The organism is Gimesia aquarii (assembly GCF_007748195.1).
GTDB classification, from domain to species: domain Bacteria; phylum Planctomycetota; class Planctomycetia; order Planctomycetales; family Planctomycetaceae; genus Gimesia; species Gimesia aquarii.
Window position 1 is genome coordinate 907044 of the sequence record NZ_CP037920.1, and the last position, 14770, is coordinate 921813.

The window sequence follows — 14770 nt, forward strand, 5'->3', positions numbered from 1 at the left end:
CAACGTTTTCCTAGTGCCGGTCCGGGTCACGGTCATCAGACACTTCGGGGGGTATGGAAATGAAATCCATCTCAATAAAACAGACAGACAACTACCTGAATCAGGTCTCTTCACGACGTCGCGGGTCGACATTGTTGGTCGTGATCGCGCTGTTGGCTATTTTAGCCTTAATGGCTGTGGTGTTCTATACCTTTTCCGCGCAGGAACAGACCAGCGCTGAAAACTTTGCCGATGCTGCCATCAACGAAGCCGACCCCGGTCTGCAGGCTGATGTCTTGTTTAATTGGGGCCTCGAACAATTGATCAAAGGACCGGACCCTTACCGCAAGAATAGTGCTCTCTGGGGCGGTGACTACCCCCGCCATTCCCTGATCTACAACATGTTGGGGAGTGACCAGATTCCCTTTAACGGCCAGGGAATAAATGTTGTTCTTGATGGTTCAAATATTGACGTAGATCAAAACTATGATGCTAACCCTGACGGAAATGCAACGTTGGTGCAGGCAAATACATCCCCTGTTGCCTACGGTGGTCAAGCTGGTGCGAATTCCCATATCAGCAACCTCCCTGAACCCGACGTTGATTATTCTGCTCCCGATATCAATTCGTTTTTCTTGGCGTATAAAGGTTATGTACCTGGTCCCAATTGGCCCACCGATCTAACCGATGTGCAACTGGTAATTATTCCCTCATTTCATCGGCCTCAATACATGAGAACAGGCGGAAGTCCTATTTCTGACCCTTATAATAATGCGGTAGCTGCGACAAGGGCTTTACGACCACATAATAATCATAATTTTATCCATCGTGAAGGCTCTGGTGCCGATTCAGGTTCTTCACGGTTTAGTACCAATGTCTTTGATAATTCTGGGTTTACTCACCCTGGTGCCTTGGGGATCTGGACAGCTAATAGTCTGGGAAACTCAGAAACAGATTATTCACTCGACGTCGACAATGACGGTGATACGATCCCGGAAGGAGTCTGGTTAGATCTCGATTTTCCACCCATTGAAGACCCACAGAATCCGGGTGATTATATTATCCCCATGTTTTCATTCACCGTGTATGATACTAATGGCCTGATCAATCTGAATACTGCTGGAAATATGCGACAACCGGGTAGTATTGATCTGAATTACGCGCCAACAGGCAGTTTTGGGAACAATACGTCAGGTTTAGGTTCGAATCAATTTATTTTCCTGTCCCGATCTCATCAAGGGCTTTCTTCTCCGGGTGAGATTAATCCACAGTGGGCGTTGACGGCACTGATTCCGAGTCCCGTTGTAGCGGAATTCAACCAGCATCGCATGTTTTTTGGAGCGGAACCGACCACTTGGCCGGAACTATCCAACATGGAATATTTCTTCTTGAATTACGGTCGCCCTGATTTTACGGTTCCTTCTACAATTGCCAACGGCACTAAGTCTGACATCCGCGATTTATTTTCGGGTCGCTGGGGTGAACCTAGCCGCCTGTTTGCAGCGCAGCGAAATTCAACTTCCGATAATCTGGTAACTGGTCAGTTTTCCCGACCGGGGCAAAGCGGCGTAGACGATAATGCCGACCGCTACGAAGGTAGTACCCTGAGTGGTTCACTGCAGGGCTCACGCGCTGGTGCGATTGCATTTAAACACCCGCTCGCCCATAACGGGGCAGGCAGTACCTGGAGATCAGGGGGGGCTCCCAATTATAAACTCGTTAACTTACAGGCTCCAACTGGGGGTCCGGCAACGTGGCCTTCCTACTCGAATTACGAAATCGCCGGTCCTACCTTGTCATCTTCTGATTCGATTCGTTGGCCAGCTGGCCTCTTTAATAATTTTGCTAGTGTCGCTAGCGAGAACTATTTGGTCGACGATTCGGATGAAATTGTCGTTGATATGGAAAAAGTTCAGCGTCCCTACGACGATCCCTTCGGCCCGGAAGAGATGGCTCATCTACAGCTTTCCGGCACCGATATCGTGAGGTCCGGTGTGACTTCCCGATTAAGTACATTGATGCCGCTTAACTTTGGCACCACTGACGGCTCAGACTTTGACCGCCGTAAACGGTTTACTACCATGAGCTGGGATCGGAAGCAGTTCTCGCGACCAGTATCTGTCAATGGAGCTCCAACTAATCAGTTCCCTCCCACTTTTTCTATAGGTGCCTTTCGTCCTGAATTGTTGGAGTTGCTGGGAGTAAGCTTACCAATTGGTGCTATTAATACCCCTCATCAACTCAAATTAAATTTGAATCAGTTACTCGTTTTTGAAAGCACTGGAACAGGCCGTACCATTTCCTATCGACCTTTAACCCCTCATCCCGGAGAAGATCGGAACGACAACGGCTCCTTGGATGCTGGTGAGGATTTAAACGGCAATGGTGTGTTGGATGCGTTGCCTGCTTCAAAGGTCGAGTTCTCATCTGGAGTAGATTGGGATCCATACTCGGATCCAGTTCGAATGCCAAATTATCCACCGCAAAATGTAACTGCTCAAGAAATCTGGGCTCGCTTTGATCGTCAACGAATGGCGCGTGATATTTACACATTACTTTACTCTTTGAACTCTCCATCAGCTACTACAGTTCGGACTTACTCTCCAGATGATTTACTTCAAATGGCTCAGTTTGCAGTCAACGTAGTAGATGCCCTAGATCCGGATGACGTACTGACTCGTTTTGAATATGACACGGATTTAAGTAATGGCTGGGGGTTGGATGATAACCCTTACACGAATACAGCTACCGAACAGGCAACAGGCGAACGTAAGGTGGTCTGGGGAGTGGAGGCCCAGCAGTTGACTCTCAGTGAGTTTTTGTTGGTTCAGTGTCAAGATCAAATGAGTGATCTTAACGTGACCCAGTTTCCCGATGATAAAGTAGATGGCGCTGATCGTGAGCGATTCTTTACCGCGATCGAGTTGCGAAATAATAGCCCTTATACTGTTCAATTCGGTACGCGTGGTAATTGGATGATTGGCCTGGAAGTGGATGGAGACATGGAGACCTATGCTATTCCCAAGAATAGCGAAGTAGACGCTGGTGAGCTGTTTACATTGTTGAGTACCAATTCCGCCGATAACTTAGAGATATCGGGTGGCGACCCCTATAGTGAATTTCGAGTCGATTTGGATGGTAATGGTGCTTTTAATGATCCTGATGAACGAATTATTCCTGCTGCTACCATTCCTGCTGCTAACAAAATTGATTTCGTGAAAGACCAGGCAACCAGTAATTCTCTCGTGACGATTCTGAACGATAGCTTTACGGATATCACAGGCAGCACAGGCAGTTTTTTAGATAATGCTCGTTCTGAGTTGAGCGGCACTTCTGCTGATATCAAAATCAAACTATTCCGCAAAGCCCATTTGGGACGCGACACATACTTAACCACTGGTTTACCTGTCCCGGATGAAGATAACCCATGGGTTCTGGTTGATGAAATATCCGTCAGGAAGAGTGAATTTAACCTCGCTACGGATACAGCGGCGGCTGCACAAGCACAACTGGATCGTGGCGATATGAGAAGCCAGGAACGCTCACAACCATTAGATAAACGTAATGGTGAGAGTCTGAGTAATGCCTCGGGTAATATTCGTAATACAATTGGTGATATAAATAGTTTGACTACTACATTACCTTCCAGTAGATTCAATTTATGGCAGCCCCATTTCGACCGTGATTTCTCTTCTCCCATTGAATTATTCTCTGTACCAATTGTTGGCCCTACTCAGGAAATCACTGCTGAGCAAATCCTTCCTGTTTCAGCTACAGGCCCTAGTGGAAGCAATTTAGATGGTTCATCTAATCCAACCAAAACAAGGGACCGTTTAATCACTTATGCGCTTGTGAATAATACCGGCCAGCAGACTGGGGACGATGTTCAAGTGGCCGGCATTCAGAAGTTTCTTAACCCGGATGGGGCTAATAATAATGGTCCAGATTCGGACGATAATTACTGGTATCGTTTATTTGAGTATGTAGAGGTACCTTCACGCATTCATCGTCAGCTTGCAAATCCACTAGAGAATTTTCGGGTTCCTGGAAAAATCAATCTCAACACAGTCAGACATCCTTCAGTATTGGCAGCTTTGATTGATGATATGGGAACTGCGAACAATGTCCTCGATGCTTCAACCTATAATATTGATGTCACAAACGCTCACAAAATTCTCCGTCTAAACGACAACAATGAAGGGGCCACACGCAACTGGTGGGCGGAGTTTATTAAATCACGCGATGCTATTGATCCTATTGCAAATCAAGAATTGCCGGGGACTCCTGGTTCACGACCTTTTCGCAGCTTCGACTTTTTCGGATCTCGAAATGTAGCATCAACAGGCGTTCGTGATTTGAGAGAGAATACTCTGTTTCGATCGCTGCCTAATGACATCTCAAATGGTCATCTTGATGATCCCCGACAATTATTCGAAGTTGCAAATAGGACAGAGCACGAGGGCAGTTCTGTTGATTTCCATTCACGGAACCGGATTCTGTCCAAAATTATGGGGAATACGACGACTCGCAGTAATACATTCACCGTATTTATGTCGGTGGCTTACTTTGAGGCTTCTGGGCCTGGCCTTACGGTCCACGATGGTCTGGTACAGATTGGCGATCGGGCGCATGGTAAAGCCGTGAATCAGCCCGATTACCGTGGGTTCTTTGTAATTGATCGCTCACGTATTGAAGAAGCGTATGAACCCACGACAAAAAAATTCGATAATTGGAAGAGGCTGGTTCGCTATCGTCATTTGATTCAGTCAATCCAAGAAGATTAGTTTGTGGGAACAAAAAATCGTACATTTGCTATAGTATACAAATTGGTCACTGTCATGAAACACATTACAGCAGAGAGGGGGAGAGCCATGTTACTGTAGTCGCAGGTTTTGGTTGCGGGCCGCTGGTGATCGGATAATGTCAGGCTTGGACGTTTAAATCGTCTATTCCTTTAAATTCGATTCAATTGTGATTCCTTAGGTTTCCTGAAGAATTAAACTGTTTTTGTGTTTGTTTTTGCTAGTTGTGTACAATTAATATATAATCTGTTTGAACCGTATTTTTAGTGAGGAGAATGACAATGAAAGCTCAAAGAATCAAACAAAAGTTACAGAAGCGTAAAGGGTTTACGCTGATCGAACTGCTGGTGGTCATTACCATTATCGGCATCCTGGTGTCACTGACCTTGCCAGCGATTAACGGTGCTCGTGCTGCCGCTCGGAAAGTTACGTGTCTGAACAATATGCGGAACGTGGGGTTGGCTGTAGTCAACTTCTCATCAGGTGCGAACTCTCAATTGCCCCTGTTGGTTGATCCAAATATTGAAAATGACGGAGCAAATCCCAATGCCAGCTTAGATAATCTACCTTGGTGCATTACGCTTCTGCCATTTTTAGATCAAGTTGGTTTCCGTCAACGGTGGGATGCCACTGCCAGTGCCGCTGCACAACCCACGGCGGGAGTGCCTGAAGCTAATGCACTGACAGCATTACATATTAACCGTTTTCCTGTTTTCACTTGCCCAGACGACCAATTCAGTACTGACCAAGGAGCATTGTCTTATGTTGTGAATGTGGGTTATGTTTCCGCCCTTTATAATACTACAGGAGTTGGCTACGATCCTTCACTAGCTGTTGGTTCTCAGGGACATCATCCTGTAGGTGATGGCGGACTTGACTTAGACGCAGCTACAACAGGCGATATTGCTTTTAAGTTTGGATCAGGAGTTTTCTGGCGACCTCATACCTCACGTATGACTTTGGACTTCATTTCTGCTGCTGATGGGTTGACTCAGACACTGATGTTGTCGGAGAACCTTCAGGCCGGTGAATGGTCTGATCAGGACACCGGAAGTTTGGGATTTGGTGTAGATATTGGAGGTCTTTATTCTAGTCCAGCAACATCACTGGCTTTGCCATCTGGTTTTAATTTGCTGAATCCGATTGCCGGAGGTGGAACTGATTCACGAATCGGTTCGAATTTGACTGCCGCAAAAGGAACAGCCTGGCGGCCCAGTTCCAACCATCCCAGTGGTGCAGTCAACGTCATTTTCTGCGATGGTAGTGGAAAGTCATTGACACCACAGATGGATGCTGGCGTGTATGCTCGTCTCTTGACACCCGCTGGTCTACGGCACGGTCAGGCTGTTGTTGACGGGACTGCTTACTAAGAGGAGACGTACTCGGAAACGACGTTTTTGAGTCATTGTTCTCAAATCGGTTCAAATTCTCGCACCAGAGATCGTAAGGTCTCTGGTGTTTTTTTATGGTTACAAATAGAATGTGATTCAATGTACACTTTTTGCTGAAGTGCAGAGATCCTAAGCTTCTACAAATGATGTTTGTAGAAAGTAAAGGTAAAGATGCTGGCCGAACTCAATAACATCTCTTGACGAATCACCGGCAAATAGGATAAGGAACGTTATAAACGCATCAAAGGAAATAGAGAATCTCTACACAACTATGGCTGAGGTATCAGAAAGAGTCCCTTCAAACCTCAGAGACGCCATAAAATCAATAAGTTACAACTTGACGGAAAATGAGAGAGCAACCATATTCAACAATTCAAATTTATGTGAGAGTTAGATCAGATTTAACCTCGTCACGAGCCACTCAATACAACTATTACATCTCAGGATAATATCATGTTCGACCCGATGTCAGGGCAAATGCCAACTCAGGCAAATCAACGCGCCCGAAGTTACTCTCAGCAGCGTCAGATGGGGATTGGTGATCTCCTGTTGGATAATCGGATTATCTTTCTGGATAGTGTCATCAACGATGCCAGCGCGAATTTAATCGTGATGAAACTGTTATACCTGCAATCGGAAAATCGACATCAGGATATTCATTTGTATGTTAATTCTCCTGGTGGTTCAGTCACCTCCACGATGGCCATCTATGATACGATGCAGTTCATAGAATGCGATGTGGCCACGTATTGTGTCGGTCTGTCTGCCAGTGGGGGTGCCATTCTGGTTGCCGGTGGTCAAAAGGGCAAACGATATATCTTACCTCACGCCAAAATGATGATTCATCAGCCTTATGGTGAAGTCGGTGGTCAGGTGTCCGACATTGAGATTCAGGCTAAAGACATTCTGGACACACGCGAGATTCTGAACAAAATTTTAGCTGAGCATACCGGGCAGTCCATTGAAAAAATTGCGGAAGATACTTCCCGCGATCGCTTTCTGACATCTGCCGAATCAGTCGAGTACGGGCTGGTTGATGAGGTCCTGGTTCGCGATAAGGGCGATTCAGACAAAGACAAAAAAGAAGACAAGTAAAAAGTAATAAATTGAGTCGGCATCGGTACTGTCGAGTGATTATCAACCATTAATTTAGCAACTATTGAAGTGAGTGTTATATGACGGTCCTTACTCCCTATGTGATCGAAAAGAATGGACGCGATGAGCGTGCCATGGATATTTACAGTCGTCTTCTGCAGGATCGTATCGTGATGATGGGATCGCAGGTGAATGATCAGGTGGCACAAAGTCTGGTAGCACAATTACTGTTTTTGCAGTTTGATGATCCAGAAGCAGACATTCATTTTTATATCAACTCGCCTGGGGGGTCTGTTACCGCGGGAATGGCAATCTATGATACCATGCAATATATCTCCTGTGATGTCGCCACCTATTGCATCGGCCAGGCTGCCAGTATGGGAGCTTTATTGCTGACGGCAGGTGCGCCGGGAAAACGGAATGCCTTGCCTAACAGCCGTATCATGATCCACCAGCCTTTGGCAGGTATGCAGGGAACAGCGACCGATTTGGACATTCATGCAAAAGAAGTTCTGAAGATGAAGAGGCGGTTGAATGAAATTCTGCTGCATCATACAGGTCAGACCTTGGAGAAAATTGAGCAGGATACAGACCGCGATAATTTCATGGATGCTCAGGAAGCGAAAGCTTATGGCTTAATTGATAATGTGCTGGAGCACCTCGAAGCACCTGGAGAAAAAGAGAATACCTAACTTTGATACTCAGGAGAGCAGAAGAGGATCCTTCTGCTGTAGTTGATTTCCGATGAAGCAATACCTTTCGACATGGACGTCGTTGTTGTTGGTGCTCACTCTTTGCGGGTGTGGTGGTCGGGGTTCTACGGATTTGCTGGAAGCCCGACTTCGTCAGCAGGAAGACAATATTTTTGCTTTGCAGCGCGATTTGAAAGAATCGCATCAGGCGCTGGAGACAGCCCGTCATCAAACAGAGGCAATGCAAAAGCAGCTTGCTAACGCATCGCAGGGGAAAATATTACCTGAGCAAACGCAGGCGCTTTACAAAGTCACCGGTGTCAAAGTCAATAGTCTCCTCACTGGTGGTGTGGATATTGATAATCAAGAAGGTGACGAACTCTGGACAACACTCGTCACTCCTCATGACGCTGATGGAGAGACTGTCAAACTTCCCGCCAACATTGAACTGGAGCTGGTCGATTTAAATCAACCAGAGGCAAATCGCAAGATTGGTATATGGAGCTTCAATAGCGAGGAAGTTCGCTCACACTGGTATTCCGGATTTGCCGGTTCCGGATTTCGATTTGAGCTTCCCTGGCAACAACAGCCTGCAAATGAAGAATTGACACTCGTGGTTCGCATGAAGTCACAGGATGGACGAACCTTTAATACGACTGCTCCATTGAAAATCAGTCCCTCTTTAAAACCTTCTATGATCCAGGCGGTTTCCAGAGAGAGGCTAGCGCCAGTTGAACCCGCGCGAATTTCATTTGAGGAAAAGCCCGGAACAGTTTCAGAAGTGACTGACAACCCTTTCAAGAATTCGTCAAAAGTTCAAGCCGAGGATGATTCTGAAATAGATTCACCATTCCGGATGATCAAAGAGTAATGATTTGAAGTTGTTGGAACCAGCATCAAAAAAGCTCTCACTAATAAATTCTTAGGAGAGCTTTATGTTGATTCAACGAAGCCATTGTTTCACTATTTTTTAGGTCCTACAGCGTGGGCCTTAGCCATGGCATCCTCTGCTTCGGGAATGCGTCCGCAGCGTTGGCAGATGACAGAGAGCTGAATGAATGAGAAATTATCATCTGGTTCCAACTCCGTAACCTTCGTTGCATGAGCAATTGCTTCATCGAAGTTGCCTAACTTTTGATTGTAAACTGCTAAAGCTGAAAGAGCCAGCACATAGTTTTCGTCAATTGCTAAGACTTCATTCAGCTTCTCAACAGCTTTTTCGATGTCTCCGCTCTCGTAGATTTTGACTGCTTCATCGTATAGCTTTGCTGGCGTGCTCATCCCATCTTCTCTCTAAATGTACGGTTAAAGTTTGAGGCTTCCATTTGATTGTTACTGCCATCTTAACAGGGATTCAGTAACGTCACTTTAATGATTATAGTCTAGCAAACAATTTTACAAACCACTATTCTCTGGTGAAATGCTATTCCAGAATGAAGTATTTATGATAGTGAACGAATCGCAAGAAGTCATAGGCATAGAGGTTCGGTTCCTGTAGAATTGATGAACTTCTATTGTTCTTATTTTTTGTCTCATTTGATGAAAGCGGGATGTGCCTCAGATCGAAATCAAAGAACTAGAATCGACACCGATTACCCGTCTGGAATTCATCACAGTTGTGATACTCTTTTTGTTAGGGGGCTCCTTCCGCTGTCTGTTTCTCTCTGAGACTGCTATCGAACATTTTGACGAAGGTGTCTATGCCTCTAACTTATGGTTTACTCCGGAGCAAGGCGCTGAATATCCAGGAAGGTACTTCTATGCACCTCCACTATTACCTTTCCTGATTGAGTGGTCGATGGTCTTCCTCGGCAGTGGTTCCTGGGGTACATTTCTCCCTTCGCTGTTATCGGGGATCTTGACTGTCCCTTTGGCATGGTGGGTCGCACGAAACTGGTTTGGTCCTGCGGCGGGATTGGTGGCTTTGACACTGGCCGGTTTAAGTGATCTCCATCTTGTCTACAGTCGAGCCGCTTTGACTGATGTTACACTAGGCTTTTTTTTATTACTAAGCGTATACCTGATCTGGAAGAGCTATCTCAGTCGAGACTGGAAGTGGCCTGTTCTGGCAGGTCTCACAATCGGAGCAGGGTGGGCTACCAAATATAATGGCTGGCTTCCTTTGGCGGTAGGGCTTTCCGGAATGCTTCCATGGCTCTTCATCTACCGCCGGCAACTCGATTCGAAAACAAGCTGTTTTTTACGCTGGAGCGTGATTGCGTGTATCGCATTTCTTGTTTGGTTACCGGTGCTGATGGGGCTTCAGAAGTGGGGTGGCTACTCTGTTGTTGCCGCCAATCACAGTCGCTATGTAGTTGGGTTTTCTGGTTGGCTTGATTCGTTTTCTCGTCAGGTGGATAACCACAAACTACTGGAGGGGACGCCAGGTTATATTGGAATTGGTCTGGTTTGTCTGGTTCTCTGCCTTCTATTACACATGCTCAAGGTGCAAAGACAACTAGTCCTCAACGCAAGGTCACAAACTGATCGTTCCACGTGGAATGTTATTATAGTCGGAGTATTGGCAGCGCTACCTCTCATTGCAGTTTACGTTTTGGGAGTGAGTCCGACACTTGCGGTGTTGGGATTCCTGGGAATTTTCTTGCAGTTGTTATTTGCCAGTAAGCATACGGGGCAAAAGCAGAGCGAAACTGACGAGCTTGATTCAGAATCTTTGAAGCGATCTTTAGCAGCCTGGTTATTGGCGGCCTGGTTTTGTGGATTGTTTCTGACGACTCCGCTTTACTATCCTTATCCTCGCTTGACGATTCCCTGGACGATCTCAGCCTGGTTAGGAACAGCCGCACTTGCTGGTTGGATCGAGCAGCGTAGTAGAAGTTCACTGTTCTCTTTCTTATCTGATAAAGAGAAAAAACGGTTCTCTTTCATTCCGGCAATCAGTGTGATTATGATATTGATCATCACACTCTGTATAATGCCCTGGTCAGTGGTTGCCTGGCAGCCTCGTAATGGGCTTGCTAAGGTTTCCCAGAATGTGCTCACAGACATACGCGCAGAGACCGGTGCTGGTGTTTCTGATTCGATTCTTTACATTTACGCTGAGCCCGGATTATTCTTTAATTTGAAGGCACAAGGACACTCATTAACCGGACCCGTGGCAGATTTTGAATTTCTGAATTCGCTTCCAAATTCGATGCCGGTCTATTTACTCACAGGTCCACATGCCGCTGCAGATGCTGACTTTCAAAAGAAGTTCCAACAAGTGCGTGATCACTTTGAGTTAGTCAAGTCGTATGATTATTCGCCGAGTCTGTTGGTAAGACTAAATCAGGCACATCTGAATAATGAGACTGAGATCGAACCCATAATATTATATCGGGCGAAATAACTCTGGCAAACTGGGTGTTCCACGTGAAACGGCCATTCAAGCTAACATTCGTCGAATACTTTCGAAAAGCCCTCTTGCTTCAAACTGGAATTCGAAATAGAATCCCGCGCCTCGTATGGTGCCCTTATTTTGTCAGGCAGTTTAATTGTAAGAAGAGAACGTTATGGACGAACAAAATCAAACAGAAGCTGATAACTCCTCTGAGCAATCTGAAGCTCCAGGTGCTCCTCGACGCAGATTAGGTCGTGGATTGAATGCCTTATTGGGGCGGGGTGGCTCTGATTCGGAATCAGAAAATCAGCCAGATCAAATGGGGGCAGACGGATCTGAAGCTTCTGTTCCTACTGAGCAGGATGAGATCGACATTGAGCTCATTGAACGGAACCCTTACCAGCCTCGCCAGGACTTTGCCTCTGAGTCGCTAAAGGAACTGGAAGGCAGTATCCGTCAGCACGGAATCCTGCAACCCTTACTTGTACGTCCCTTTGATGGAGCATACCAATTGATTGCCGGAGAGCGGCGATTGAAGGCAGCTCGCGAAGCAGGGTTGAAAACAGTTCCCTGCCGTGTGTTGAACCTGGAAGAGCGACAGGTTTGTGAAGTGGCGATTGAGGAAAACCTCAAACGTAAGGACCTGAATGTTCTGGAAAAAGCACAGGCTTTCAAAAATTACCTGAGTCAGTTCAACAGTACGATTGAGCAGCTCTCACAAAGATTAAGTCTGGATCGTTCCACAGTCAATAATATGATTCGTCTACTCGAACTGGCAGAGCCCGTCAAACAGGCTTTGCAGAATGAGAAGATCTCGGCCGGTCATGCGCGGGCACTTCTGAGTTTGGAAGAAGATCGACAGGTTGCCGTCTGTGAGCAGATTCAGGCGGAATCATTGTCGGTACGAAAGACTGAAGCTGAAGTTCGCAAAATCATCAAAGGAGAAGCTGATACGGTTCCCTTTGAGAATGCGAAGAAGTCTAAGGCAGTTCCTGAAATGACCAATCATCTGGTGGATCTACAGCAACAATTACGGGAAATCCTTGGAGCGAAAGTGGAGATCAAACTCAAGACAGATCATTCGGGACAAATCATGATTCCCTTCGATTCCAATGAGACGTTTGAACGGATTACCGGAGTATTACGAAAGAGCGCCTGACTGAGAGATTATGGTTTTAGATTAGTACGTCAGTGACCCGAAAGGCTATCACTTGTCTTTCGGGTTTGCTTTTTGTTGCAGGTTCAAAAGAATCTGTCGGAACGTGGGGTTCTCCGGCTGAAGGCGAATGAGTTTGTCGACCGACTCTAATGCTAACTTCCACTTTTCCTGTTTTTCATAAAGCAGGGTCAACATCAGTTGGAAATCGGCGGACTGTGGTTCCAGATCGCAGGCTTTAGTCAGCGCGGTTACCGCTTCGTCTTCTCGTCCTAAAAGATAATAGAGCAAACCGAGTCGGTATTGTAGTAGTGCGTTCTCGGGTAGCAACTTTGCATCACGGGCTAATAGCTCTGCTTCTTCAGTCCTCAATTTTTTAACCTCATCGGCTTTTCCCAACTGTTCGAGAAGTTGAGCCAGGTTAGATCGCGGGCCTGCTACCGCTGGTGAGAGTTTGATGGCCGTACGAAATTCCTGTTCGGCTTGTTTCATATCACCCTGATTGGCATAGAGAATCCCCAGACTCATGTGCGAGCCTGATTGATCTCCGTCAGTAAGTAACCCTGTCTTATACTCTTCCAAAGCGTTTTTCAGCGCCTGCTTGTTTTCTTTTGTATCCGGTAGAATGGGGAGTGAAGACAGAATGCGTCCAACCTCAGTTCGCACTCCACGCGAGGAATCTGTCAGTCCCTTGGCCAGTAATTTCCCGATCTCATTTGCTTCTTTTTCGGAACGGGGAGTCCATCCATCAAAACCACGCAAGGCAGCCAGCCGAACGAGTTCTTCTTTTGACTTCAATGCCTTTTCAACTACAGCTCGACTTTCCTGGGTTTGATACCGAGTTGCTAATATCGAAACAGCGGTCGCGCGAACTACAGGGCCAACTTCCTTATTGCGTGTCAGTTTGATGAGGGCTCGCTCCGCATCAGGACTTCCCGTTCGGCCTGCTGCCAGTATTTCGCCATAGTGTGGATCATCTCGCCGTTTGGGACCGTACCATTTCTCGATGCTTTTCGCCGCCCATTCCGGAGTTTCATCGGGCTTTGTGTGACATTGGTTGCAGGCATTTGGCGTGCCCAATTTGACTGTCAGATCGGGACGAGGAATACGCAGGCTATGGTCGCGTCTGGGGTCAACCACCATATAGGTTTTGGAAGGCATATGGCATTCAACACATGAAGCACCTGTACTACCGACTTTGTGATGATGGTGACCGGGAACATCATATTTCGCTTCCAGATGACACTGGGTGCAAAGTTTATTGCCTTGAAACTTGAGACGTGTCGAATGAGGATCATGACAGTCGGTGCAGCGAACACCTTTGCGATACATTTTACTCTGGGTAAACGATCCGAAGACGTAGACTTCTTCATCGATCTGACCATCGGGATGATAGAGATGATCTTCCAGCAACGAGAGTGCGTAATGATCATGAAAGCGATCAAGGGGTGTATGACCGGGCGCCACGTGCCGTCGATGAGAGTGACAGGGAGCACAACTTTCTAATTGTGCTGTGGCATCTTTACCCTTGAGTTTCGCCAAACCATAACCATAACGACGATCCCAGAACAGTGAGTTTGATTTGGCAAGTTTGACGTGAATCGATCCTGGGCCGTGGCAGGCCTCACAACTGACTCGCATTTCGGAGAATGAAAAGTGATGTGTGTCGGTCGCAATGTCATAGTTTTTAGACCAGTTTGTAGTGTGGCATTCTGCGCACATATGATTCCAGTTTTGGGCCGAGCCAGTCCAATGCAAGGGATCATCAGGGCCAAATGGTTCATCAGGACTGGCGTAATACCAACGCTTCTGTTTTGTATCCCAGGTGACTGGTAATACCTGAATTTTACCTCGGTCCAATTCCGCGAGGTACTGTTGTAATGGTCTCACGCCGATGACGTATTTCACTTCGAATCGAGCTGTCTTCCCATCGGGGCCCTGGGTGGTTACGTAGAATTTGTCATTCTCCCGTGTCATCGTAGATGTAATACCGAAGTGTTCGAGTTTGGTATCGTTGAAATCACCCAGTACAAATTCGGGAGTTGCCGGATTCATGGCAAGGTCGTGGTCGGAACCTTTCCAAAGTTCGGCTTCTTTCTGGTGGCATTGGAAGCAGGTTTGCCTACCGACATAAGTCGCCTGTTCGCCTTCCGGGAGGGCAGTCCACCAGTCGATGGCTAAACCGATTGATGTAATACTTAACAGTACGATCAAACCGTAAATCCATCGTTTCTTCATCACACTACTGCTTTATCAGTCTATCTTGAGAAGTCTATTTGATTAGTAGTTAGAGAATCATCTCTGTATCAATTATA

Annotated in this window: 9 protein-coding genes; 7 read left to right on the forward strand and 2 right to left on the reverse strand. The window is 46.5% G+C overall.

Going from position 1 to position 14770, the window contains the following annotated elements; genetic code table 11:
* Positions 1 to 59: 59 nt before the first annotated feature.
* The 5 genes from V144x_RS03730 (at position 60) to V144x_RS03750 (ending at position 8830) form a co-directional block, all read left to right on the forward strand.
* Entirely contained in the window at positions 60 to 4763 is a 4704-nt protein-coding gene (locus V144x_RS03730) for a hypothetical protein (RefSeq protein ID WP_144981570.1), read from the forward strand.
* A gap of 299 nt (positions 4764 to 5062) precedes the next feature.
* A complete protein-coding gene (locus V144x_RS03735) occupies positions 5063 to 6151 on the forward strand; it encodes a DUF1559 family PulG-like putative transporter (RefSeq protein WP_232102705.1) in 1089 nt (362 codons plus the stop codon).
* A gap of 474 nt (positions 6152 to 6625) precedes the next feature.
* Positions 6626 to 7267: a ClpP family protease gene (locus V144x_RS03740; protein WP_144981576.1), complete on the forward strand. Its 642-nt coding sequence runs from the start codon at positions 6626 to 6628 to the stop codon at positions 7265 to 7267.
* A gap of 80 nt (positions 7268 to 7347) precedes the next feature.
* The gene (gene clpP / locus V144x_RS03745) at positions 7348 to 7959 is read left to right on the forward strand and encodes an ATP-dependent Clp endopeptidase proteolytic subunit ClpP (protein WP_144981579.1); all 612 of its coding nucleotides are present in this window, start codon (positions 7348 to 7350) and stop codon (positions 7957 to 7959) included.
* 52 nt (positions 7960 to 8011) lie between these two features.
* The gene (locus tag V144x_RS03750) at positions 8012 to 8830 is read left to right on the forward strand and encodes a hypothetical protein (RefSeq protein ID WP_144981582.1); all 819 of its coding nucleotides are present in this window, start codon (positions 8012 to 8014) and stop codon (positions 8828 to 8830) included.
* A gap of 92 nt (positions 8831 to 8922) precedes the next feature.
* Here the strand turns inward: V144x_RS03750 and V144x_RS03755 are convergent, their stop codons facing one another.
* Positions 8923 to 9240: a tetratricopeptide repeat protein gene (locus tag V144x_RS03755; protein ID WP_144981585.1), complete on the reverse strand. Its 318-nt coding sequence runs from the start codon at positions 9238 to 9240 to the stop codon at positions 8923 to 8925.
* A 271-nt stretch (positions 9241 to 9511) separates the two neighbouring features.
* Between V144x_RS03755 and V144x_RS03760 the strand changes: the two genes are divergently transcribed.
* Both V144x_RS03760 and V144x_RS03765 read left to right on the forward strand, forming a co-directional pair.
* Positions 9512 to 11308 (forward strand): glycosyltransferase family 39 protein, encoded by a 1797-nt coding sequence (locus tag V144x_RS03760; RefSeq protein ID WP_144981588.1) that lies wholly within the window; start codon positions 9512 to 9514, stop codon positions 11306 to 11308.
* 163 nt (positions 11309 to 11471) lie between these two features.
* Complete coding sequence (locus V144x_RS03765; RefSeq protein ID WP_144981593.1) at positions 11472 to 12458, forward strand: ParB/RepB/Spo0J family partition protein; 987 nt, start codon at positions 11472 to 11474, stop codon at positions 12456 to 12458.
* 48 nt (positions 12459 to 12506) lie between these two features.
* Here the strand turns inward: V144x_RS03765 and V144x_RS03770 are convergent, their stop codons facing one another.
* Positions 12507 to 14693 carry a tetratricopeptide repeat protein gene (locus V144x_RS03770; protein ID WP_144981596.1) on the reverse strand — a complete coding sequence of 729 codons (2187 nt, stop codon included), beginning with the start codon at positions 14691 to 14693 and terminating at the stop codon, positions 12507 to 12509.
* Positions 14694 to 14770 lie beyond the last annotated feature (77 nt).